Annotated in this window: 21 protein-coding genes; 14 read left to right on the top strand and 7 right to left on the bottom strand. The window is 66.3% G+C overall.

Annotation, left to right across the window (positions count from 1 at the left end; genetic code table 11):
* The first annotated feature begins 58 nt into the window (after window positions 1-58).
* From XpruCFBP8353_RS19910 to XpruCFBP8353_RS19890, 5 genes are all read left to right on the top strand, one after another.
* Window positions 59-1,054, top strand: a complete 996-nt coding sequence (locus tag XpruCFBP8353_RS19910; protein WP_101364781.1) for a YheT family hydrolase — start codon at window positions 59-61, stop codon at window positions 1,052-1,054.
* A gap of 14 nt (window positions 1,055-1,068) precedes the next feature.
* Window positions 1,069-1,332 carry a hypothetical protein gene (locus XpruCFBP8353_RS19905; protein ID WP_101364780.1) on the top strand — a complete coding sequence of 88 codons (264 nt, stop codon included), beginning with the start codon at window positions 1,069-1,071 and terminating at the stop codon, window positions 1,330-1,332.
* Between the two features lie 128 nt (window positions 1,333-1,460).
* Window positions 1,461-3,533, top strand: coding sequence for a tetratricopeptide repeat protein (locus XpruCFBP8353_RS19900; protein ID WP_101364779.1), 2,073 nt, complete (start codon window positions 1,461-1,463; stop codon window positions 3,531-3,533).
* Window positions 3,534-3,726: 193 nt separating this feature from the next.
* The gene (locus tag XpruCFBP8353_RS19895; RefSeq protein ID WP_101364778.1) at window positions 3,727-4,338 is read left to right on the top strand and encodes a YbhB/YbcL family Raf kinase inhibitor-like protein; all 612 of its coding nucleotides are present in this window, start codon (window positions 3,727-3,729) and stop codon (window positions 4,336-4,338) included.
* Between the two features lie 83 nt (window positions 4,339-4,421).
* Window positions 4,422-5,432, top strand: a complete 1,011-nt coding sequence (locus tag XpruCFBP8353_RS19890) for a zinc-dependent alcohol dehydrogenase family protein (RefSeq protein WP_101364777.1) — start codon at window positions 4,422-4,424, stop codon at window positions 5,430-5,432.
* A gap of 56 nt (window positions 5,433-5,488) precedes the next feature.
* On the opposite strand, the gene XpruCFBP8353_RS19885 is transcribed toward XpruCFBP8353_RS19890, so the two are convergent.
* Window positions 5,489-6,295, bottom strand: coding sequence for an META domain-containing protein (locus XpruCFBP8353_RS19885; protein WP_101364776.1), 807 nt, complete (start codon window positions 6,293-6,295; stop codon window positions 5,489-5,491).
* Window positions 6,296-6,431: 136 nt separating this feature from the next.
* Entirely contained in the window at window positions 6,432-7,229 is a 798-nt protein-coding gene (locus XpruCFBP8353_RS19880) for an undecaprenyl-diphosphate phosphatase (protein ID WP_101364775.1), read from the bottom strand.
* Between the two features lie 222 nt (window positions 7,230-7,451).
* Here XpruCFBP8353_RS19880 and glnA point away from each other — a divergent pair, with 222 nt between their 5' ends.
* The 7 genes from glnA (at window position 7,452) to XpruCFBP8353_RS19845 (ending at window position 15,147) form a co-directional block, all read left to right on the top strand.
* Window positions 7,452-8,861, top strand: coding sequence for a type I glutamate--ammonia ligase (gene glnA, locus XpruCFBP8353_RS19875; protein ID WP_010379835.1), 1,410 nt, complete (start codon window positions 7,452-7,454; stop codon window positions 8,859-8,861).
* 277 nt (window positions 8,862-9,138) lie between these two features.
* On the top strand, window positions 9,139-9,477 hold the full coding sequence (locus XpruCFBP8353_RS19870) for a P-II family nitrogen regulator (RefSeq protein ID WP_002808480.1): 339 nt from the start codon (window positions 9,139-9,141) through the stop codon (window positions 9,475-9,477).
* Between the two features lie 22 nt (window positions 9,478-9,499).
* Window positions 9,500-10,942 carry an ammonium transporter gene (locus XpruCFBP8353_RS19865; RefSeq protein WP_101364774.1) on the top strand — a complete coding sequence of 481 codons (1,443 nt, stop codon included), beginning with the start codon at window positions 9,500-9,502 and terminating at the stop codon, window positions 10,940-10,942.
* A 267-nt stretch (window positions 10,943-11,209) separates the two neighbouring features.
* The gene (locus tag XpruCFBP8353_RS19860; RefSeq protein ID WP_101364773.1) at window positions 11,210-12,265 is read left to right on the top strand and encodes a two-component system sensor histidine kinase NtrB; all 1,056 of its coding nucleotides are present in this window, start codon (window positions 11,210-11,212) and stop codon (window positions 12,263-12,265) included.
* Window positions 12,258-13,685, top strand: a complete 1,428-nt coding sequence (gene ntrC / locus XpruCFBP8353_RS19855; RefSeq protein WP_101364772.1) for a nitrogen regulation protein NR(I) — start codon at window positions 12,258-12,260, stop codon at window positions 13,683-13,685. The genes XpruCFBP8353_RS19860 and ntrC overlap by 8 nt, the downstream gene beginning before the upstream one ends.
* A gap of 166 nt (window positions 13,686-13,851) precedes the next feature.
* On the top strand, window positions 13,852-14,454 hold the full coding sequence (locus XpruCFBP8353_RS19850) for a superoxide dismutase family protein (RefSeq protein ID WP_162301130.1): 603 nt from the start codon (window positions 13,852-13,854) through the stop codon (window positions 14,452-14,454).
* Window positions 14,455-14,502: 48 nt separating this feature from the next.
* Window positions 14,503-15,147 (top strand): superoxide dismutase family protein, encoded by a 645-nt coding sequence (locus XpruCFBP8353_RS19845; RefSeq protein WP_101364771.1) that lies wholly within the window; start codon window positions 14,503-14,505, stop codon window positions 15,145-15,147.
* 42 nt (window positions 15,148-15,189) lie between these two features.
* On the opposite strand, the gene XpruCFBP8353_RS19840 is transcribed toward XpruCFBP8353_RS19845, so the two are convergent.
* From XpruCFBP8353_RS19840 to XpruCFBP8353_RS19830, 3 genes are all read right to left on the bottom strand, one after another.
* On the bottom strand, window positions 15,190-15,561 hold the full coding sequence (locus XpruCFBP8353_RS19840; protein ID WP_101364770.1) for a hypothetical protein: 372 nt from the start codon (window positions 15,559-15,561) through the stop codon (window positions 15,190-15,192).
* A 318-nt stretch (window positions 15,562-15,879) separates the two neighbouring features.
* Entirely contained in the window at window positions 15,880-16,119 is a 240-nt protein-coding gene (locus XpruCFBP8353_RS24670; protein ID WP_407071319.1) for an energy transducer TonB family protein, read from the bottom strand.
* Between the two features lie 229 nt (window positions 16,120-16,348).
* Complete coding sequence (locus tag XpruCFBP8353_RS19830; RefSeq protein ID WP_165786182.1) at window positions 16,349-17,233, bottom strand: hypothetical protein; 885 nt, start codon at window positions 17,231-17,233, stop codon at window positions 16,349-16,351.
* Between the two features lie 88 nt (window positions 17,234-17,321).
* Here XpruCFBP8353_RS19830 and XpruCFBP8353_RS19825 point away from each other — a divergent pair, with 88 nt between their 5' ends.
* On the top strand, window positions 17,322-18,617 hold the full coding sequence (locus XpruCFBP8353_RS19825) for an acetyl-CoA C-acetyltransferase (protein WP_101364767.1): 1,296 nt from the start codon (window positions 17,322-17,324) through the stop codon (window positions 18,615-18,617).
* A gap of 122 nt (window positions 18,618-18,739) precedes the next feature.
* A complete protein-coding gene (locus tag XpruCFBP8353_RS19820) occupies window positions 18,740-19,282 on the top strand; it encodes a hypothetical protein (RefSeq protein ID WP_162301128.1) in 543 nt (180 codons plus the stop codon).
* Between the two features lie 56 nt (window positions 19,283-19,338).
* Here the strand turns inward: XpruCFBP8353_RS19820 and XpruCFBP8353_RS19815 are convergent, their stop codons facing one another.
* Both XpruCFBP8353_RS19815 and XpruCFBP8353_RS19810 read right to left on the bottom strand, forming a co-directional pair.
* Window positions 19,339-20,604, bottom strand: coding sequence for a heme biosynthesis protein HemY (locus XpruCFBP8353_RS19815; RefSeq protein ID WP_101364765.1), 1,266 nt, complete (start codon window positions 20,602-20,604; stop codon window positions 19,339-19,341).
* On the bottom strand, window positions 20,601-21,578 hold the full coding sequence (locus XpruCFBP8353_RS19810; RefSeq protein WP_101364764.1) for a uroporphyrinogen-III C-methyltransferase: 978 nt from the start codon (window positions 21,576-21,578) through the stop codon (window positions 20,601-20,603). Before XpruCFBP8353_RS19810 ends, XpruCFBP8353_RS19815 begins: the two co-directional genes overlap by 4 nt.
* Between the last annotated feature and the right edge of the window lie 46 nt (window positions 21,579-21,624).

Here is a 21,624-nt window from a genome sequence, read left to right as displayed (position 1 = left end):
TGACGATGCGCACGCACCTCTCCCCTGCGGCCAGCCGCGACGCCGGTGCGACGCACGCATGAACGCCTCCGACTATCTCCCGCCGCGCTGGCTACGCAACCCGCATGTGCAATCGGTGCTGGGTAGCAGCGCCTTGCGGCGCATCCGCAGCCGCCAGTTGCTCGCCGCCAGCGGCGCAGTCACCAGCGAACACATTCTCGATGGCGGCGACGGTGTGCGCCTTCAGGGCTGGATGAGCATCCCGCCCGGCGATGCGCCGCCGCGCGGCACCGTGCTGTTGCTGCATGGCTGGGAGGGCAGCGCCGATTCCAATTACATGCGCCTGACCGCCGCGCGCCTGCTTGGCCTGGGCTACCAAGTGTTCCGGCTGAATTTCCGCGACCACGGCGGCACCCACCATCTCAATGTGGACCTGTTCCACTCCGATCGCATCGAAGAAGTGGTCAATGCCGCAGGCGATCTGTGGCGGCGGTTTCCTGCGCCGCAGTTGCTGGTCGCAGGGTATTCGCTGGGCGGCAATTTCGCGCTGCGGCTGGCGCTGCGTGCGCCCGCCGCCGGCCTGCCGCTGGCGCGCGTGGCGGCGGTGTGTCCGTTGCTGGACCCGGCCGCCACCATGACGCAACTGGAAAAAGGCCCGCAGTTCTACGACTGGTATTTCCGCCGTAAATGGCGCGAATCGCTGCTGCGCAAGCGTCAGTTGTTCCCCGACCAGCACGGCTACGACGACGCCACCCTGGCGCTGGACATGCGCGGTCTGATGGCCTGGCTGGCGGTCAAACACACCGGGCATGGCTCGCTGGAAGCGTATTTCGACAGCTATTCGATCGCCGGCGAACGCCTGGCCAACCTGCAGGTGCCGGTCGACATCCTGATGGCCGAAGACGACCCGGTGATTCCATTCGCCGATTTCGCTGCCTGGCAGTTGCCGGCGCATGCGCAGCTGGAAATCGCGCGCTGGGGCGGCCACTGCGGCTTTCTGGAAAACGCCCGCGGCGACGGCTTTGCCGAACGCTGGGTGGCCGAGCGGCTGACGTCAGCTCGCGAACGATGCTGAGACGACATCCGTCTATGGATGCAGTCGTCGCCGTTCTAGCAGTGGTTGTCGGTTGCGTGATGGTCCACTTCAGCGCGATCAGCCTCTACACCTATCTGCAGACTGGAGAGATTGTGTTCCGCTTACGCGCAGGATCGGTTTCCGTCGGCGCGCAAGCTGTGCTCTGGCACATGGGCCAGTTGGTGTTTGGGGTGCTCTGTGTGGCCTATGGCGCAAGCGTGCTGCGTCGAATGTTGGTAAGCGTTCAAACGCCTAACCGGCGCGATCGGTCGATGTGAGTTCAAGGGCGGTGACGCACGCCTTGCACCAGACGCCCGCGTCGCGATAAACGCCAGCGTCCCTCGCACAGCGAGCCCCCACACCGCGCATCGTTACAATAGCGGTTTGTCCGGGACGCACCGCCGCCATGCAAGACGCCATTCTTCAAGCCCTGCGCCGCAATGCGGCCGACGATGCGGTGGCGCTGGCCCGCGAGTGGGCAACCTCCGCGCCCGACGTCGCCGCCGCGCACCGCTGGCTGGCGGTTGCGCTGCAGCAGCAAGGGCAGCCCGCGCTGGCGCTGGACAGCATCGACACCGCGCTGATGCTGACGCCCGAAGATGCCGACCTGCATCTGCTGCGCGCCGGCGCGTTGCTGGCCACACGCGATCTGTCTGCCGCCGATGCGGCGCTGTCGCGCACTACCGCGCTGGATCCGAATCAGTTCAATGCTTACGTGATGCAGGCGCATCTGGCGGTGGCACGTGGCGATCTGGACGAGGCCGAGCGGCTCAGCCGCACCGCCGCGCGCTTGGCGCCGGAGCATCCGCAATTGCTGGCGGTCGATGGCGTGGTGGAGATGCGCCGTGGCCAAAGCGACCGCGCGCTGTCGCTGCTCACCCGCGCAGCCGAGCAACTACCCGACGATGCACGCGTGCTGTTTTCGCTGGGCTTTGCGTATCTGCAGAAAGAGCATTTTGCGTTCGCCGAGCGTGCCTTCGAGCGCGTGATCGAGCTCAATCCGCCCGGCACCGCGTTGCGCGCCTTCATCGCCCAGCTGGCGCAGCGCCAGGGCCGTCTGGACGATGCGCTGGCGGCGATGCAAGGCGTGCTCGACCAGCCCGGCGGCGACCTGCCGGCCATGCGCCGGCTCGCCGGCGAGATGGAGTTACAGGCCGGTCGTCCCGATCAGGCCGCCGCGCATCTACGCCTGGCGCTGGCGCACTGGCCGGCCGATCGCCGCACGCTGCACGCGCTGCTCACCGCCTGGGAGCGGCTGGGCGCGGTGGACGATGCGCGCGACACCCTGGATGCGGCGCTGGCCACGTCGGCCACTGCGCACGACCTGTGGCTGGCCCGCTTGGCGGTGGAGCCGGTCGGTGGGCCGCAGGCACAGGCCGTGATCGAGCGCTGGCTGCTGGCCATGCCTGAGCACCTGCCGGCGCTGGAAGCGCTGATGCGCGTGCACGACATGCAGGGCCATGCCGACGACGCGGAGATGGTGGCGCGCCAGATCGTGGCGGTGGAACCGGGCCGCATCAGCGGCGAGCAGCGCATTGTCGAAGCCTTGCTGGAACGCGACCCGCCAGCGGCGATCGCCTGTGTCGAATCGTTGATCGAATCGCTGCCGGCGCCACAGCAGACCGTGCTGCGGCCGTGGCTAGGCAATGTGCAAGACCGCGCCGGCCAGCCCGATGCCGCCGTGGGCACCTGGATGCAGTTCCACCGCGAGCAAGCCCAGCACCGGTTGCCGTTGCCGCCGCAGGCAGCCAAACAGCCGACGCAGTGGCCCGCGCTGGGTAGCATTCCCGACACGGTCACCGCGCGCCCGCTGTTCGTGTGGGGCACGCCCGGCTCGCATGTCGAACGCCTGATCGCGGTGATGGACGCAGCCACCCCACTGGTGCGCGGCGACCGTTACGGCACCACGCCGCCGTCGGATGCGCTGCAGAGCTACCGCACGCTCGACCAGTTGGCCTCCGGCGAACTGGCACCGACCGCGCTGGTGGAAGGGTGGAAGGCGCAACTGCCGCGCCGCGGCATCGACGATGGCAATGTCATCGACTGGCTGCTGTGGTGGGACAACACCTTGCTGACCGCGCTGCGCCCGCACCTGCCTGAGGGGCGGCTGGCGATCGCATTGCGTGACCCGCGCGACATGCTGCTGGACTGGCTGTCGGCCGGTGCGTCCGCGCCGCTGGCACTGCAGTCGCCACAGCAGGCCACTGACTGGCTGCTGATCGCACTGGAACAGCTGGCCGTGCTGCACGAACGCGATCTGTACCCGCACCGGATCATCCGGCTGGACGGTATCGAGAACGACCCGCAGGGCATTTCCACTGCCCTGGAACAGGCGTTCGGGCTCAGCTTCCCGCTGGTCGCGCCACGCGGCCCGGCGCGGTTGGCCTCCGGCCGCTGGCGCAATTACCGCGGCGTGCTCGGCCCGCAGTTCGACCTGCTCACGCTGATCGCCGTGCGCTTCGGTTACCCGCAGGACTGAGGCGCGATCAGAGCGGTCGCGCTCCCCGCCAGGGTGGGTGTGGCCGCAGTGTCGTGTTGTCGCATTGGTTGCAGGCGCACTGTGCGGCAATGGTAAACCCGACCGAGCGCATCAGAGGGTTCCATGGCGACGTCTTCCGCTGCGGCACGGACCCAGGCACCCTGATCCGTATCGCTTCCCTCGGAGACCTTCCATGCGTCTGACCAGCAACAGCATCGAAAACGGCAAGCCCATCGCAGTGGAATTTGCCGCCGGTACGCCGGATGGCTTTGCGCCCAACCGCAACCCGCACCTGGCCTGGAGCGAGGTGCCGGCCGGTACGCAGTCATTCGCGCTGCTGTGCCTGGACCCGGACGTACCGACCGTGCCCGACACCGTCGGCCGCGACGATCTGCAGATTCCGGTGGAGCAGCCACGCACCGATTTCGTGCATTGGGCGATGGCCGATATCCCCGCCGATGTGCATGAGATTGCCGCGGGCAGCTGCAGCGACGGTTTCGTGGTCAAGGGCAAGCAGCAACCGCCCGGCCCGGCGGGTACCCGGCAGGGCCTGAATTCCTACACGCAGTGGTTCGCCGGCAATGCCGACATGGCCGGCGACTACCGCGGCTACGACGGCCCGTACCCGCCGTTCAACGACCTGCGTCTGCACCGCTACTTCTTCCGGGTGTTCGCACTGGACGTGGCCAAGCTCAGCCTGCCCGACAGCTTCACCGCCGCCGATCTGCTGTCGGCGCTTCAGGGTCATGTGCTGGCGGAGGCGGCCTTGCACGGCACCTACACGCTGAACCCATCGCTGCGCTGAGTCATCGCGACGCTGGCGTCGATCGCTTCATCCCCCAAGACGCCAGCCACGTTGGGCCGGCGTCCCAGTACAGGTAATCCCCCATGAAAGCATTCCAGATTGGCAATCAAACCGGCCTTGAGAGCCTGCTCGCGGCCGAGATGCCCGAGCCAGTTGCAGGACCGGGCCAGGTCATCGTCGCTCCGCGACTGGTCGGCCTGATCAACCGCGACCTCCAGATTCTCAAAGGCACCTACGCCGGCAAGCTTGCACCCACGCGCGTTCCCGTTGCCGAAGGTGTGGGCATCGTGACATCCGTCGGCGCAGGCGTCAGCGAAGTCGCGCCGGGCGACCGTGTCGTCAGCGGGCACTTTCCCACCTGGCTGGAGGGCAGGTTTCGCGCCGAGATGTTCGCCCACGATCTTGGCGTCACCCACGATGGCTGGCTGGCGGAGAAGGTGGTGCTGCCTGCATCTGCGTTGATCAAAGTGCCTGCGTCGTTGGACGACGAGGATGTCGCTGCGCTGGCATCGGCTGCCGTTACCGCCTGGCACGCCTTGGTGGAAGTGGCCAGGATCAAGGCTGGCGATCTGGTGCTGTGTCTGGGAACCGGTGGCGTCTCGATGGCCGCGCTCGAACTCGCCAAGCTCCACGGTGCCCGCGTCGCGATCACCTCATCCAGCGACGAGAAGCTTGCGCTCGCGCGCCGCCTGGGCGCCGACATCACCGTCAACTATCGCACCCAGCCTGATTGGGCCGAGGCAGTGATGCAGCTGTCCGGCGGTGGCGCGGACGTCATCATCGAGACCGGCGGGCAGGACACCTTGGGGCAGTCGATCAAGGCAGCAGCTGCCAACGCGACCATCGTGGTGATCGGCGTCACTCCCGGCGCGTCTTCGCCGATTCCCGACTATGTGTCGTTGATCCGCAAAAACGTGACCATTCGCGGCATCGCCAATGGAAGCCGGGCGATGTTCGTGGACCTGCTGCGCGCGATCGAGCAGCACTGCATCAAGACCCTGCACAGCAAAACGTTCCGGTTCGATGAGGCGCCCCAGGCCTTTGACTACTTCGCCAAGGCGCAACACGTGGGCAAAGTCCTGATCCGGTTCTGACGCCCGGCATCGCAGCGCGGTGCCGATGCCGGGCCCGATGCTGGGCCGGCGCCGGGCTAGCTGCCGGCTTCGATCATCTGGTCGAGCACATACACCTGCCTGGCGTCCGGGTCCGTGCCGGCCGGGTAGCGGGTCACACGCAGCAGGGTGCGGATTCCGTCTTCGTGCTCGAAACCCTCGATCGTGCCCTCGAACGGCTGCCAGTCTTGTGTGGCCGGTTGGTCGGCCTGAGGCTGCTCGCGTACTTGCAGGCAACGCCGCGTCGGGTCGGACACGCAGGGCACGGTGTCTGCGGCCACATCGAGCAACAGCGTCTGTCCCGGCCCGCCGTAGCGGGTGTCTGCCGTGGGGATGCCACCGAAGATCAGCCGGGTGCCATCACTGCGGGTCAGGGTCAGCCGGGGCGCGGCCGCGGCGTTGTCCATGACCACTGCGAAGCGGCCGGACAGCAGGTCGCTGGCAGCGCGCTCCTGCGCCATGCGGCGTGCGTCGGCGCACATCCGCCTGCTGGAGACCACCCGGCCGATCTGCACGTGCGCGTGGGCCACGCTGTAGTTGGCGCCCAAGGCGTTGCAGGTCTGGCTGACCTGGATGCGCTGATCGTTGAAGTCCAGTTGCACGGGTGGCAAGCCGTCGACGAACAGGCTGCGCAACGCGGTGCCATGCGCATCGCTGGCCTGCTGCAAGTGCCAGTGCTGGGCGCGCAGGGCGGTGTGCAATGGCAGGTTATCCGTGTCAGGGGTCGCCATGACCGGCGCCTGGGTAGCGGCGTGTTTGGAGCCGGGCAGGTCCGGCGAGGCGCCCGATCCGCAGGCCGTCACGCCCGCCGCCAGCAGTGCAGGGGCGAAGAACACGGCACGCATGCGCAGCTCCCGGTGATCGATGGGTCAGTGATACCGCCAGCGTGCGCCCGGGGCAATGACCGGCGTCACGACGTGGACGCCGGGACTGCGCCCCGCGGCGATCGCGATGTGCAGCCCCGGCGGTTGCCGTTGTGTGTCAGCCGGCCGCAGCCGGCAGCCAAAGCAGCAGGGCCGCCCCGAGCACGATGCGGTACACCGCAAACACCGTAAAACGGTGCTTCTTGATATAGCCCAGCAGCCACTTCACCACCACAAAACCGGTAATGGTCGCCGCCACGAAGGCCACCGCCACATCGGCCCAGTTTTCGGTGCCGAAACCGCCTTCCTTGTACATCTCCAGCAACGCGTAGCCGCTGGCCGCAAACATGGTCGGAATGCCCACCATGAAGACGAAATCCGCCGCTGCCGAGCGTCTGCTCAGGCCCAGCAACATGGCGATGAAGATCGTCGAGGCCGAGCGCGAGGTGCCGGGGAACACACCGGCCACGACCTGCGCCAGACCCACCGCGATGGCCACCTTCCAGGTCACCACGTCGCGCTCGGGCAACTTGCCCGCGAAGTGTTCGGCCACCAGCATCCACACCCCGCCAATCAGCAGCGCCCAGGCGACGGGCTGCAGGGTTTCGGGCAATTGCCAGCCAGCCTTGCGCACGATCAGGCCGACCACCGCGGTGACCAGGAAGGCCACGCTGACCTTGAGCACATAGTCGCGGTTGTCGCGCTCGACCAGGCCAGTGGCCAGGGTCCACAACCGCTGCCGCAGCGCCAAACAGATGGCCAGGATCGCGCCAGCCTGGATGACGATATTGAAGAAGTCAGAACGGCGTCCGAGCCATTGTTCGGCGATCAGCAGGTGGCCGGTACTGGAGATCGGCAGGAATTCGGTAAGGCCTTCGAGAATGCCCAACAGCAGGGCGGAAATCAGATCGGACATCGGACGGGAGAGGGGTTGGGGGAGGCGTCAGGATAGTGCATTGCGGCACGCACCATATTGGTGCTTCGAGTATGGCGCTTTGCACTGTTAAGGTGCTAATCAAGTCTAGCGGTCGCGAGCGATGTAAGCAAAATCAAGGAGTTGTGAAGCGCCAATGCTTGGCACGGTCCCTGCTGTAGTACCGCCCACCAGCAACTTAACTCCTGCCTGAGGTTTCTTCCGATGTCCGTGGAAAATGTTGAAAAGCTGATCAAGGACAACAAGGTCGAGTTCGTCGACCTGCGCTTCGTCGATATGCGTGGTGTACAGCAGCACATCACCTTTCCGGCCAATATCATCGAGCCGGCGCTGTTTGAAGAAGGCAAGATGTTCGACGGCAGTTCGATCGCGGGTTGGAAGGGCATCAACGAGTCGGACATGGTGCTGTTGCCGGACGCAGGCACCGCGTATCTGGATCCGTTCTTCGCCGATCCGACCATCGTGCTGACCTGCGACATCCTCGACCCGGCCACCATGCAGAGCTATGAGCGCGATCCGCGCGGCATCGCCAAGCGTGCCGAGGCCTATCTGAAGTCGTCCGGCACCGCCGACCAGGCGTTCTTCGGCCCGGAGCCGGAATTCTTCATCTTCGATTCGGTGCGCTTTGCCAACGACATGGGCCACACCTTCTTCCAGGTGGGTTCGGAAGAAGCGGCCTGGAACACCGGTGAAAAGTACGACGGCGGCAATAGCGGCTACCGTCCGGGCGTGAAGGGCGGCTACTTCCCGGTTCCGCCGACCGACACCCTGCACGACCTGCGCGCGGAAATGATCAAGACGCTGGAACAGGTCGGTATCGAAACCGAAGTGCACCACCACGAAGTGGCCACCGCCGGCCAGTGCGAAATCGGCACCAAGTTCAGCTCGCTGGTGCAGAAGGCCGACGAACTGCTGACGATGAAGTACATCATCAAGAACGTCGCCTACCGTAACGGCAAGACGGCCACCTTCATGCCCAAGCCCATCGTGGGCGACAACGGCTCGGGTATGCACGTGCACCAGTCGCTGGCCAAGGGCGGCGTCAACCTGTTCACCGGCGACGGCTACGGCGGCCTGTCGCAGATGGCGCTGTGGTACATCGGCGGCATCTTCAAGCATGCCCGCGCGATCAATGCCTTCGCCAACTCCGGCACCAACAGCTACAAGCGCCTGGTACCGGGCTTTGAAGCGCCGGTGATGCTGGCCTATTCGGCGCGTAACCGCTCGGCCTCATGCCGCATTCCGTGGGTCACCAACCCGAAGGCGCGCCGCATCGAAATGCGCTTCCCCGATCCGTTGCAGTCCGGCTACCTGACCTTCACCGCGCTGATGATGGCCGGCCTGGACGGCATCAAGAACCAGATCGACCCGGGCGCACCGAGCGACAAGGACCTGTACGACCTGCCGCCGGAAGAAGAGAAGCTGATTCCGCAGGTCTGCTCCAGCCTGGATCAGGCCCTGGAAGCGCTGGACAAGGACCGCGAGTTCCTCAAGGCCGGCGGCGTGATGAGCGACGACTTCATCGACGGCTACATCGCGCTGAAGATGCAGGAAGTCACCAAGTTCCGTGCTGCGACTCACCCGTTGGAGTACCAGCTGTACTACGGCAACTGAGTTCCACCGCGACGATGGCGGAGGCCCCCCCTCCCACCTCCGCCATCGCCGCACATTTGTTCGGGCGATCCATGGCACCGGCCGTGGATTGCAGGGGTATTGAGAGAGCACACAGTTCGCGGCGCGCGGGCCTGACCTCTCCCACGAGGCGGATGCATGGCATCGGCCGGGGTCCGCGTAATCGCGAACGATCGGATGCCGGGGTTGGCATCCAGGTGACTGACACCGCCGGGCGGCGCAATGCCGGCCGGTTCTTTCCACCATTCGGGGTATGCGCATGAAATTGATCACCGCCATCATCCGGCCGTTCAAGCTCGACGAGGTCCGCGAGGCCCTGTCCGCAGCGGGCGTGTCGGGCATCACCGTGACCGAGGTCAAGGGCTTCGGGCGCCAGAAAGGCCATACCGAGCTGTACCGCGGCGCCGAGTACGTCGTCGACTTCCTGCCCAAGATCAAGATCGAGACGGTGGTGACCGACGACCGTCTGGACGCCGTGGTCGAAGCGATCCAGAACGCGGCCGGCACCGGCAAGATCGGCGACGGCAAGATCTTTGTGACTGCGATCGAGCAGGTGGTGCGGATCCGCACCGGCGAGATCGGCGCCGATGCGCTCTGAGTCCCCCACCTCCGGAGGTCGTATGAAGACAGCTCTGTTTGCCGGGTGGAAAGCCCGGTTCTATAGCGTGTGCATGCTGATGCTGTTCAGCGCGCTGGTGGTGGGCGGCATGGGCAGCGCGCATGCGCAGTCCACCCCACAGGTCACCCCACTGCCGACCGAGCCGGTCACCACCGAACCGCTGCCGACGGCGCAGCCGGCCACCCCGCCGGCCGCCGCTGCCGAAGCTGCACCAGTGGTGGAGAAGGGCGATGTCGCCTGGATGCTGACCTCCACCTTGCTGGTGCTGCTGATGGTGGTGCCGGGTCTGGCGCTGTTCTACGGCGGCATGGTACGCGCCAAGAACGTGTTGTCGGTGCTGATCCAGGTCGCTGTGGTGTTCTCGCTGCTGACCATTCTGTGGGTGCTGTACGGCTATAGCCTGGCGTTCTCCGGCGAAGGCCCATGGATCGGCAATCTGGACAAGGCGCTGCTCAAGGGCGTCACCATCGAAAGCCTGGCGGCCACCTTCACCAAGGGCGTGAGCCTGCCGGAATACGTGTTCGTGGCGTTCCAGGCGACCTTTGCCGGCATCACCGGCGCGCTGATCGTCGGCGCCTTTGCCGAACGCGCCAAGTTCGGCGCGGTGCTGTTGTTCTCGGTGATCTGGTTCACCTTCGGCTACCTGCCGCTGGCGCACATGGTCTGGGCTACCGGTGGGTATCTGTTCGGCTTGGGCGCGCTGGATTTCGCCGGCGGTACCGTGGTGCACATCAACGCCGGTGTTGCCGGCCTGGTCGGCGCCTACTTCGTCGGCAAGCGTGCCGGGTTGGGGCGTGAGGCGATCAAGCCGCACAACGTGACCCTGACCTTCGTCGGCGCTTCGCTGCTGTGGGTGGGCTGGTTCGGCTTCAACGCCGGCTCCAACCTGGAAGCCAATGCCGGTGCGGCGCTGGCCTTCCTCAACACCTTGCTGGCGACCGCCGCCGCCATCCTGGGCTGGTCGCTGACCGAGAAAATCATCAAGGGCAAGTCGTCCGCCCTGGGTGTGGCCTCGGGCATGGTCGCCGGCCTGGTCGGCATCACTCCGGCTTGCGGCACCGTGGGGCCGTTCGGCGCCATCGTGATCGGCTTGGCGGCCGGCGTGCTGTGCGTGTGGGGCGTCACCGGCCTGAAGCGCCTTCTGGGCGCGGACGACAGCCTGGACGTGTTCGGCGTGCATGGCCTGGGCGGCATCATCGGCGCGATCCTGACCGGCGTGTTCTCGGCGGCTTCGCTGGGCGGCCAGAAGGGCGGCGATTACGACATCGTCCATCAGGTCGGCATCCAGGCGCTGGGCGTCGGGATCACCATCGGCTGGATCGGCGTGGTGTCGGTGGTGGGGTTTGTGGTCGCCAAGCTGGTGTTCGGCCTGCGCGTGAGCGAAGAAGCCGAGCGCGAGGGCCTGGATATCACCTCGCACGGCGAAGCCGCGTACGAGTCCTGAGCATATGCACACCCGCGGCCACGCTGCCGCGGGTGGCGCAACGACCCGGCCGGGAGTGCCCAGCCGGGTCCGTTTTCCCCCGTCGCCCCGCCGGGCGCGGAACAACTGCCGAGGTGCCTGCATGACCAGCCCCACGCCCGTGACTGCCGGCGCGGATGCACGCTGGATCGGTGCGACCCGTCGCCGCCCGGCCAGCAGTATTTCAACGCACGCTTCGTTTTGCGCGCCATCCGCGCATTCCAATTCTGTTTGCACTAAATTGGTGCAATGGTGACGTCCTCTTCCATGCCATCGCTGGATAGCCTGGGCACGCCGGTCGCCTGGGCCGACCGCGAGGGCCGCGTGCTGGGGGTCAACCCGGCGTTCGCGCGCTGGCTCGGGGTCAGCACACGGCGATTGGTCGACCAGCCCCTGGCCGCGCTGGAAGTGCAGGGCGATGCGCTGGCGCGCTTCCTGCTCAACGACGAACGTGATGTATTGCGTCTGCACCGATTGGCGCTGGGCCTGCCCAACGATGCACCCCGCTTTGCCGAGGGCTGGCTGTCGCGGCTGGACGATGGTGGCTGGTTGCTGGAAACCCATCCGGTCGACGAGTTCCCCGCGCTGGATCCCACCCACGCCTTGCCCAATGCCTTGAGCGCCGCGCTGAAGGGTCTGGCGCACGAGCTGCGTAACCCATTGGCCGGACTGAAGGGCGCAGCGCAGTTGCTGGCGCGCCGCTCGGCCGGTCGCGACGAAGACGAGCGCGAGCTGATCGAGTTGATCGGCACCGAGATCGAACGCCTCAACACCTTGCTCGAGCGGCTGCTCTCGCCCACCCCGGCGCGCGCGCACGACCGTCTCAACATCCACGTGGTGCTCGAACGCGTGCTGCGCCTGGCCGAAGCCGAAGGCGGCTGGTCGGTGCAGGTGCAGCGCGATTACGACCCCAGCATTCCCGACATTTTGGGCGATGGCGACCGCCTGACCCAGGCGGTGTGGAATCTGGTGCGCAACGCCTTCCAGGCCGGCGCCACCCGCGTGACCTTGCGCACCCGCGTCGAGCACGGCCAGCGCATCCGCGACCGCGTGCATGCGATGTCGCTGCGACTGGAAATCATCGACGACGGCGGCGGCGTGCCGGAAGAACTGGCCGAGCACCTGTTCCTGCCGCTGGTCAGCGGCCGTGCCGAAGGCAGCGGGCTGGGCCTGGCGCTGGCCCAGCAGGTCTCGCGCGAACACCACGGCACGCTGACGTACCGCTCGCGCCCGGGCCATACCGTCTTCACCCTGCTGTTGCCCGAGCTGGCCGGCGATCACGACAAGGAGCATCTGCATGGCTGAGGCCGCCGCCGTATCCCACATCTGGGTGGTCGACGACGACCGGTCGGTCCGCTTCGTGTTGTCCACCGCCCTGCGCGATGCCGGCTACGCGGTGGACGGCTTCGACAGCGCCGCCGCCGCGTTGCAGGCGCTTGCCATGCGGCCAACGCCGGACCTGCTGTTTACCGACGTGCGCATGCCCGGCGAAGACGGCCTGACCTTGCTCGACAAACTCAAATCCAAACACCCGCAATTGCCGGTGATCGTGATGTCGGCCTACACCGACGTCGCCAGCACTGCCGGCGCCTTCCGCGGCGGCGCGCATGAGTTCCTGTCCAAGCCGTTCGACCTGGACGATGCGGTGGCCCTGGCCGCACGCGCGCTGCCGGACGCCGATGCCGGCGCCGAAGAGATCGTCGCCACCCGCCTGGCCGAGGGCTCGGCCTCGTTGATTGGCGACACGCCCGCAATGCAGGCCTTGTTCCGTGCGATCGGGCGCCTGGCGCAGGCGCCGCTATCGGTATTGATCAACGGCGAAACCGGTACTGGCAAGGAACTGGTCGCCCGCGCGCTGCACAACGAATCGCCGCGCGCGCGCAAACCCTTCGTCGCGCTCAACACCGCCGCCATTCCTGCCGAATTGCTGGAAAGTGAGTTGTTCGGCCACGAAACCGGCGCCTTCACCGGCGCGACCAAACGGCATATCGGCCGCTTCGAACAAGCCGATGGCGGCACGCTGTTTCTGGACGAAATCGGCGACATGCCGTTGCCGCTGCAGACCCGCCTGCTGCGCGTGCTGGCAGAGAACGAATTCTTCCGCGTCGGTGGGCGCGAATTGATCCGCGTCGATGTGCGCGTGATCGCCGCCACCCACCAGGATCTGGAAGCGCTGGTCGAACAAGGCCGCTTCCGCGCCGATCTGCTGCACCGTCTGGATGTGGTGCGCCTGCAACTGCCGCCGCTGCGCGAGCGTCGCGGCGACATCGCGCAGCTGGCCGAAAACTTCCTGGCCATGGCCGGGCGCAAGCTCGACATGCTGCCCAAGCGGCTGTCGTCGGCCGCGTTGGAAGACCTGCGCCAATACGACTGGCCCGGCAACGTGCGCGAACTGGAAAACGTGTGCTGGCGTCTGGCCGCGCTGGCCACCGCCGACATCATCGACGTGGTGGATGTGGAAGCCGCACTGGCACGTGGTGGACGTCGTCACCGCAGCGGCCGTAGCGACGGCCAGTGGGACGACATGCTCTCCAGCTGGGCCGCGCAACGCCTGAGCGAAGGCGCCCAGGGCCTGCATGCCGAAGCCCGCGAGCGCCTGGACCGAACCTTGCTCGAAGCCGCCCTGCAACTCACCCAGGGCCGCCGCGCCGAAGCCGCCGCCCGCTTGGGTCTGGGCCGCAACACGGTCACCCGCAAACTCGGGCCAGGGCGCAAACGGCGCTGATAGCCCCTCTCCCGCTTGCGGGAGAGGGGTTGGGGTGAGCGCGCCCTTTGCGCATGTCCCAGCCCGCGATCCAACCCCGTAAACTCCCGGCCTGCCGCCGGGCGCATTTCATGACATGTGAACACGCACCCGCATAGGTTTTCAGCCTGATCAGGAGAACTGCTTGATGCGTTATCGGTCGCCGACGATCGTTGCCCTCACCGCGCTGATGCTGGCCGCCTGCAGCAGCACGCCACCGCCGCCGAAGGCGCCTCCACCGCCGGCCGCACGCGTGGTGCCCACTCGCCCGGTGCAACAGGCCGAAGCAGTGCTGGCATCGGCCTCGGGCAGTTTGGTCAGCGGCCGGGTGGTGCTGGTGCCTGCATTGCAGGGCATCCGTCTCACCGGCACCATCGGCGGCTTGCGTCCAGGCGGTGTGTCCGGCTTCCATGTGCACGAGCGCGGCGACTGCAGCGCGGCCGATGCCAGTAGCGCGGGCGCACATTTCAACCCAAGCGGTGCGCCGCACGGGCGTGCCGGTAGCGGTGCGCACCATCTGGGCGACATGGACAATCTGCGTGCCGACGCCGAAGGCCTGGTGCATCTGGACATGATTCTGTCGGGCATCAGCCTGGGCGACGGCGCTCCGACCGACGTGGTCGGCAGGTCGCTGATCGTGCATGCCGATGCCGACGACTATCGCAGCCAGCCCAGCGGCAATGCCGGCGCGCGTCTGGCCTGTGGCGTCATTCGCGTCGCCAAATGGGGCACGCCCCCTTCGCAGCCCTGAATCAGGGCGTCACTGGCTGCAACTGCGGCCCTTCTTCAGGAGTACTCCATGCGCATTCTTCCGACCACCCTGTTTCTGGCCACTGCCCTGGTGCTGACCGCATGCAAGCGCGACGAGCCGGCACCGGCCGACCCAGCACCTGCACCCCAGGCCGGCACGCCGGCCGAAGCGGCGCACGGCGGCGAACATGCCGCCGCCATGGTCACCGAAGCGGCCACCACCACTGCAACCGCCGAGCTCAAGCCGACCAAGGGCAATGACGTCAAAGGCACGGTGACCTTCAAGACCGTCGACGGCGCACTGCGCGTTACCGGCCAGCTGAGCGGTCTTAAGCCCAACACGGAGCATGGCTTCCACATCCACGAAAAGGGCGATTGCAGCGCACCGGACGGCAGCAGCGCGGGCGGCCACTTCAACCCGTCGCAGTCCGATCACGGCAACGTCAGCGCCGAACCGCACCACGGCGGCGACATGCCCAACATCAAGTCCGATGCGCAGGGCAACGCCACGATCGACGGCCCGGTGTCCAGCAACGTCAATCTCGGCAAGGCAGACCAGTTCGATATCGCGGGCCACGCGGTGATCGTGCACGCCGATGCCGACGACTACAAAACCCAGCCCACCGGCAACGCGGGCGGCCGTCTGGCCTGCGGCGTGATCACCACCGATAACGCGCAGGCGGCAACACGTTAAGTCCCAATCTCCTCGGCCGCGATTGAGTGCGGCCGAGGAAGATCAATGCGTCGCTGACACTGGCTCAACCATGTGACGAATGCGACGTTCGATTTGCGCGCAACTTGTAGGGTTTGAATCACAAACATCGTTGACGCGCGTCATCGGACGTCGCTGGACACTTGACTCGTCTGTGATTGTCTCGCTGCGCGTGCGGATTACCGCAGGGGCCCATGGGTGCGGGGGCATAAACATCAGCCAAGTCGTCACATTTGGCTGTTCGAGTTGGTCGGATGAGAGGATTTGCTCCATGACCTTCTTGAGACTGGTCGTGTAGACCTTCAAGCCTGGTGTGTCCTGCTGATCTTTGCTCAATTCCACGTCATTGTGTTTCGGCAGATTCTCGAAAAACTGTTTTGCGTGCGTGTACTCCATGGGGAGGGTGTCGCGAACGGTCGTCTTTAGATCCGAATTGAAAGGGGGATTTTTCGTTTCGCTCTCTCTACTCTTTCTAACTTTTCTAGCTCTTCTTGACTTGGGCGGTCTGAAAAGTTGAATTGCTCCGTCGTCAATGCGGTTTGCGTTGGCGCGGGAGAGGAGTCGCACGAGAAGCGCCATTTGCGCGCGGCATCGAGCACGGCATTGTCAGCATCGGCGTAGCCGCTACCTGTTTGCAGACTGACGTCTGCATTGCCATTGGCGATGCAGAAGGGCGAAGGTTGAGTTCAACAGATCCTTTCGCGTGCTCGCGTCTTAGCTGCTCAGGATAGACGGGCCGGTGTGTCTCCACGAATCCCCGTCTAGTTTGCAGCGCGGCGCGGGAATCCGAACAGTCAGCAATGCTGTTCCCGGAGTTGCCTTGCAATGGTAGCGCCACCGTTTCGCGGCAGTCATCGCTGCGCGATCGACTAGTCTGTTGCGAGATGACCTGGCAATGGAGGTGTCTTTGACCTGTTCGTCCTTATCAATGGTTGCAAGCACCTCTACTGTCATCTCGTAATCGACGTGCAAATTGTACGATTCGAGTGCGACAGGCGAAGCAGCCATCGAATCAGCGTCGACGGTACAGTTGGACGAGATGGGAGTGGGCCCAGCTGCATGGAGTAAGCCGCATGCGCAAATCCCAACGATGACCACCGCTCCAAGTCGCAGAGAATATTCGTTGCGCTTCACAATTATTCGTCCGTGAAACGGCAGATAATCCGTGGGGGATTAATAACGGCTAGCTAGCCAGCGCCTGCCGCGGATCCTGGCCTGGTTCCACATGCACGTACAGCACTGGCAACCCATGCGCCTCCAGCACAGCGGCCATCTGCCGCTGGCGCGCAAGATAGTGCTCGTACACGCCGCGCAGGCGTTCGCAGTTTTCGCGGTCGTGCGCGTAGTAGTCGCACCAGCCGGCCGGGTCGAACAGGGCAATGCGCACTTCGCCATCGATGTAGCGCAACACCGGCTCGGGTGCTTGTTCCAGCCACTCTTCGGTTTGTGGCGCCAGCAGCGCGGCTTCGATCAGCGGCCACAGCGGCGCCAGGCCCTGATTGTCGTACTGCATCGACATCATCGCCGCCAGATCGTTGGCAGTGAGATACCGCGCATGTTCGATGCGGGCACCGAAGCTTTCTTGCGCCAGCAACGCGGTGTCAGCCTGCGCCATGCCCTGAGCGAGCAAGACTTCTTCCATTGCATCGGCCACGGTGGCGACCGTTTGCGGATCGCCGGAAAGCAGGAACGGCAGCACGCGTAAGCCGCCCCCGACCAGTTGCGCATCGGCCTGGAACGGCAGCGGAATCTCGCCCTGCGCATCGGCACCGAAGGCCAGCACCCGCGGTCCCTGGTCGCGGCCGGGAGCGCGCGCCTGCAGCTCTTCCAGCCGCCGATGCAGCGGCCAGCCTGGCCGCAACACTTCGGCCGGGTCGAAATGCGCCAGCGCCACGCTCAATTCCAGATCGCGGATTTCGGGGATCCATTGCCCCAGATCGCGGCCAATGCGTTCGGCCAGCATGCCGGCCTGCTCGGGCGCCAGGGCGCCGCGCTCGGGGGCGGTGCCGCCCGTCAATTCCAGCGCCATCACACCCATGGCGGTCACGCCGTGTTCGGTCTTGCTCATGATTCGCGGTTGGCCCATCACGGGGTCGAAGCTACACTGCGGCCATTATGCCTGCCGGCCCTGTGCAGGCCATGTCCCCGAGTCCTCCATGCCAGGTCAGCCGATGCCCGCAGCCCGTCCCGTCGCCATTCTGGGCGGCGTTCGTATCCCGTTCTGTCGTCAGAACACCGCATACGCGGACGTGGGCAACCTGGGCATGTCGGTGCGCACGCTGGGCGCGCTGGTCGAACGCTTCGGCCTGCATGGACAGCAACTGGGCGAAGTGGCGATGGGCGCGGTCATCAAGCACTCCTCGGACTGGAACCTGGCCCGCGAGGCGGCGCTGTCGTCCGGGCTGTCGCCGCTGACGCCGGGCATCACCCTGCAACGCGCCTGCGGCACCAGCCTGGATTCGGTGATCACCATCGCCAACAAGATCGCGCTGGGGCAGATCGATTCGGGCATCGGCGGCGGCTCGGATACCACCTCGGAGGTACCGATCGTCTACGGCAAGAAGCTGCGCGCGCGGCTGATGGCCGCCAACCGCGCCAAGGCCACCGGCGACAAGCTCAAGGCATTGCTGCGCGGCTTCAAGCTGAGCGAACTCAAGCCCGAATTTCCCGGCGTGGCCGAGCCGCGCACCGGCAAGAGCATGGGTGACCACTGCGAGGACATGGCCAAGGAATGGAACATCTCGCGCGACTCGCAGGACGAATGGGCGGTGGCCTCGCACCACAAGCTGGCCGCCGCCTATGAGCGCGGCTTCTTCGATTCGCTGATCGCGCCGTTCCGCGGCGTCTCGCGCGACAACATCCTGCGCGCCGACACCTCGCTGGAAAAGCTGGCCACCCTGCGCCCGGCCTTCGACAAGACCTCCGGCCGCGGCACGCTGACCGCGGCCAATTCCACCCCGCTCACCGATGGTGCCGCCGCGGTGCTGCTGTCCAGCGAAGCCTGGGCGCTGGCGCATGGCCACACCCCGATGGCCTATCTGCGCGATGCGCAGGTGGCGGCAGTGGATTTCGTGCATGGCGAAGGCCTGTTGATGGCGCCGACCATCGCGGTGCCGCAGATGCTGGCGCGCCAGGGCCTGACCCTGCAGGACTTCGACATCTACGAAATCCACGAAGCGTTTGCCGCGCAGGTGCTGTGCACGCTGCGCGCCTGGGAGAGCGAGGATTACTGCCGCAATCGCCTGGGCCTGGATGCGCCACTGGGCCGCATCGACCCCGACAAGATCAACCCGCTGGGTTCCTCGCTGGCCACCGGCCACCCCTTCGCGGCCACTGGTGCACGCGTGGTAGCCACCGCCGCCAAGCAGCTGGAAGAACGCGGCGGCGGCCGCGCGCTGATTTCGATCTGCACCGCTGGCGGCATGGGCGTGGTGGCGATTGTGGAGCGCTGACGCTGCTGCGCAGCGTGGGGTTGGGAATTCGGGATTGGGGATTCGCAAAAGCAGACGCGGACTCCTGATTTTACGAATCCCCAATTCCCAATCTCCAATCCCAAACCTGCAAGGACGCATGGATGTTCACTGATGGATCCCGCGAGCCGCCCAGCCTGTACCTGCCTCCGTCCAATGGCGATGTGTGGCGCGAAGGCGATGTGCTGGTGTGCACGGCGGGCGCCAATCTGCCGCCGCGGTGCGTCAAGTGCAATGCGCCGGCCGACATGCCGCCACGTCGCTACATCTTCCACTGGCACCACCCGGTGATCTACGCAGCGCTGCTGCTGGGCGTGTTGCCGTACGTGATCCTGGCCATCGCGTTGCGCAAGCGCAGCGCGCACGTGCTCACCTTGTGCGCGCAACACGAGCGCCGCCGCGTGCGCTATGTCGCGGTGGCGATGGCATCGGTCTTGGCGTTGCTGGTCTGCGGGTTGTCGATCGACAGCCAGTTCCGCTGGCTGATCGGTGCCAGCGTGATGGCGGCGATGCTACTGATCGGACGGCTGGGCGCGCGCGTGTTGTCGCCGACCCAGGTCGACCATGCGCAGGCGCGCTATCTGGGCGCCTGCGATGCCTTCCTGAGCGACCTGCCGCCACCGCCGCAGGTCTCGCGCCAGCGCTGATGCACTGCGGCGCACCTGGGGTGTGCGCCGCTGCAACGTCGAACGGGCCGCATCGATTAGAGGATGCGATCGTCCGGCGCGAGTGGGTCGGACACCGGCGTCGGGCCTGCCGATACCAACGGCCCACGCAACGACTGCTGTGGCATGGGCGCATGCACCGGCTCGCCGCGGGCGGCACGCAACGCATTGGCGTAGCAATGCTGTGCCGACAGCACGTCGCCTGACGCGGCAAAACCGTGTCCCAGCTCTTCCCAGGCTTCGCTACCGGCGCCGTTCGCGATCGCGCGGTGCAGGAATTCCTCGGCCTGTGACCACTGCTGTTGATGACGTGCCAGTCGCGCCAGTGTCAGCAGCAGGCCCGGGCTGTCCGGAGACTGGGTGAGCCAGCGCTGCGCGCTGGCCCGGCGCGAATCGTATTTTTCCAGCGGCAGCACGCCGTACAGCCGCACCAGCGATTCATCCCATTGCGCGTCCAGCGCCTGCTCCAGGCTGTGCACGGCCGCGTCGTCCCAGTGCAGCACCGCCGCGCGCTGCGCGTAGGCGCCCACCACCGCCGGAGTGGTGCGCAATGCTTTGGGCAATGCCTCCCAGCGCTCGGCCAGCGCATTGGCGTCGCTGGCTTGCAACAGGGTCTGCTCGGCCAGCGTCGCTTCCAGCGTGCTGTAGGCATCGGGCGCCAACACCGCCTGCTGACGCAGGGCGCCGAGCTGGCCGTAGGCTTCATCGGCGCGGCCGATCTGGGTCAGGGCATGCGTGCGCAGCAGCAGGCCGCGTGCCGGTAATGGCTGCGCATTGGCGCTATCCAATGCATTGATCGCTTCCACCGGGCGCTGGCGTGCCAGATGCCGCTCGCCCTGCAGCAGCGCATAGGCGGTGGGGTCGCGTTCGGCCAGTTGCTGTGCAAGTGCCGTGGCCGCGGCTTCATCGCCGCGTGCATCGGCCACGCGCACTGCGCTGGCCAGGGCAATGCCGCTGACCTCATCGTCTTCGCTGGCACTGACCAGCAGCCGCTCGGCACGCTGCCATTGGCCATGATCGGCAGCGCGCAGGCCTTCGATCAAACGCGCACGGCCCTTCCTGCGGCGGTATTTGCCCCACACGCGAAACGGCAGGCTGATCAACGTCCATAGCAGCCAGAGCACCAGCAAGGCGATCACCAGGATCAGCAGCGCCTGCGGCATCGCGGCGTGGTAGTCGTTGCCACCCACGCTGACCACCACATTGCCCAGGTCGTAGCTGTTCTGGTGCGACAGCCACTGCGCGCCAAGCACGCCCAGCGCCACGGCAACCAGCAGAATCAAGACGGTACGTAATACTTTCATTGGGTGGATCTCCCTTCACGCATGGCCTGCAGTTGCAGCAGGGTAGTGCCCAGTTCCGGCAGACGCGGACGCAGTGGCGCTTGTTGCAGGCTGCGTAGGCGTGCGCGCAGCTGACGGCGTTGCGATGAGTCCGGCCACAGCCTGGTGGTCCAGGTATCCACGCGGCGCAGCGACTGTGCGAACCCGGCGGCATCGCCACGTTCCGCAGCCGCGCGGGCCAGGCTGATTTCGATCTGCAAGGCATCGCGCGCGGCATGCCGATCAGCACCGGTGAGCAAGGCATCGCCGCGGCTGGGACGGATGTCCACCAGCGGCGCCAGCACCTTTTGCCACCATGGCTGCGCCGCATCGCTGTCCTGGACGGGTTGTTCCGGCAGGCGCTGCACCTCGGCCGCCAAGCTGTCCAGGGTCTGGCCGACTTGTGCCTGTGGGCCGGCGCCGAGGCGATCCAGCGCATCGCGCTCCTGCACCAGTGCCTGCCGCAGATTGAGGTAGCCGGGGTCGTCGATACCGTTGAGCGCGCCATTGGCCAGCGCATACGCGCGCCGCGCGCCGTCGGCATCGCCGGCGATGCTCAGCCGTTGTTGGCCGAGCCGCAGCAGCAGCTCCACTTCATCCAGGCGCAGTGCTTGCGCGCCGTGTCGGTTGGGGTCGGCCAGCTTTTGCACGGTGTCTTCGAGCAATGCGCTGCGCTGACTCAGGCCCAGCATTTCATCGCGCAGCACGCGGTTGGTGGCGGCTGCATCCTGCAAGCGGTCATTGGCCAGGCGCTGATCGCGGCGCAGCGTTTCCAGCATCTGCTGCGTACCGTCCCAGCGTTGCTGCTGCGCCTGTGCGGCCTGCAGCTGTGCGCCCTGATAGCTCTGCCACGCGCGCCAGCCCAGGAACAGCGCCACGCCGACGGCTGCCACGGCCACTACGAGCAGCAGCCATGCCAAGGGAAAGCGTCGCGTGGGAGCGGGCATTTCGGTCATTCGGACATCCTCGGGCGGTCACAACCGGCGCAGGCGCCGCAGTCAT

The sequence above is a fragment of the Xanthomonas prunicola genome, from assembly GCF_002846205.1.
GTDB lineage: Bacteria > Pseudomonadota > Gammaproteobacteria > Xanthomonadales > Xanthomonadaceae > Xanthomonas > Xanthomonas prunicola.
This window is presented reverse-complemented; position numbering and strand designations above follow the sequence as displayed.

Excerpts from the sequence above, each read along its gene's own strand:
- XpruCFBP8353_RS19910 (WP_101364781.1), top strand. The coding sequence starts at position 59 with ATGAACGCCTCCGACTATCTCCCGCCGCGCTGGCTACGCAACCCGCAT.
- XpruCFBP8353_RS19905 (WP_101364780.1), top strand. The coding sequence starts at position 1,069 with ATGGATGCAGTCGTCGCCGTTCTAGCAGTGGTTGTCGGTTGCGTGATG.
- XpruCFBP8353_RS19900 (WP_101364779.1), top strand. The coding sequence starts at position 1,461 with ATGCAAGACGCCATTCTTCAAGCCCTGCGCCGCAATGCGGCCGACGAT.
- XpruCFBP8353_RS19895 (WP_101364778.1), top strand. The coding sequence starts at position 3,727 with ATGCGTCTGACCAGCAACAGCATCGAAAACGGCAAGCCCATCGCAGTG.
- XpruCFBP8353_RS19890 (WP_101364777.1), top strand. The coding sequence starts at position 4,422 with ATGAAAGCATTCCAGATTGGCAATCAAACCGGCCTTGAGAGCCTGCTC.
- XpruCFBP8353_RS19885 (WP_101364776.1), bottom strand. The coding sequence starts at position 6,295 with ATGCGTGCCGTGTTCTTCGCCCCTGCACTGCTGGCGGCGGGCGTGACG.
- XpruCFBP8353_RS19880 (WP_101364775.1), bottom strand. The coding sequence starts at position 7,229 with ATGTCCGATCTGATTTCCGCCCTGCTGTTGGGCATTCTCGAAGGCCTT.
- glnA (WP_010379835.1), top strand. The coding sequence starts at position 7,452 with ATGTCCGTGGAAAATGTTGAAAAGCTGATCAAGGACAACAAGGTCGAG.
- XpruCFBP8353_RS19870 (WP_002808480.1), top strand. The coding sequence starts at position 9,139 with ATGAAATTGATCACCGCCATCATCCGGCCGTTCAAGCTCGACGAGGTC.
- XpruCFBP8353_RS19865 (WP_101364774.1), top strand. The coding sequence starts at position 9,500 with ATGAAGACAGCTCTGTTTGCCGGGTGGAAAGCCCGGTTCTATAGCGTG.
- XpruCFBP8353_RS19860 (WP_101364773.1), top strand. The coding sequence starts at position 11,210 with ATGGTGACGTCCTCTTCCATGCCATCGCTGGATAGCCTGGGCACGCCG.
- ntrC (WP_101364772.1), top strand. The coding sequence starts at position 12,258 with ATGGCTGAGGCCGCCGCCGTATCCCACATCTGGGTGGTCGACGACGAC.
- XpruCFBP8353_RS19850 (WP_162301130.1), top strand. The coding sequence starts at position 13,852 with ATGCGTTATCGGTCGCCGACGATCGTTGCCCTCACCGCGCTGATGCTG.
- XpruCFBP8353_RS19845 (WP_101364771.1), top strand. The coding sequence starts at position 14,503 with ATGCGCATTCTTCCGACCACCCTGTTTCTGGCCACTGCCCTGGTGCTG.
- XpruCFBP8353_RS19840 (WP_101364770.1), bottom strand. The coding sequence starts at position 15,561 with ATGGAGTACACGCACGCAAAACAGTTTTTCGAGAATCTGCCGAAACAC.
- XpruCFBP8353_RS24670 (WP_407071319.1), bottom strand. The coding sequence starts at position 16,119 with ATGACAGTAGAGGTGCTTGCAACCATTGATAAGGACGAACAGGTCAAA.
- XpruCFBP8353_RS19830 (WP_165786182.1), bottom strand. The coding sequence starts at position 17,233 with ATGAGCAAGACCGAACACGGCGTGACCGCCATGGGTGTGATGGCGCTG.
- XpruCFBP8353_RS19825 (WP_101364767.1), top strand. The coding sequence starts at position 17,322 with ATGCCAGGTCAGCCGATGCCCGCAGCCCGTCCCGTCGCCATTCTGGGC.
- XpruCFBP8353_RS19820 (WP_162301128.1), top strand. The coding sequence starts at position 18,740 with ATGTTCACTGATGGATCCCGCGAGCCGCCCAGCCTGTACCTGCCTCCG.
- XpruCFBP8353_RS19815 (WP_101364765.1), bottom strand. The coding sequence starts at position 20,604 with ATGAAAGTATTACGTACCGTCTTGATTCTGCTGGTTGCCGTGGCGCTG.
- XpruCFBP8353_RS19810 (WP_101364764.1), bottom strand. The coding sequence starts at position 21,578 with ATGACCGAAATGCCCGCTCCCACGCGACGCTTTCCCTTGGCATGGCTG.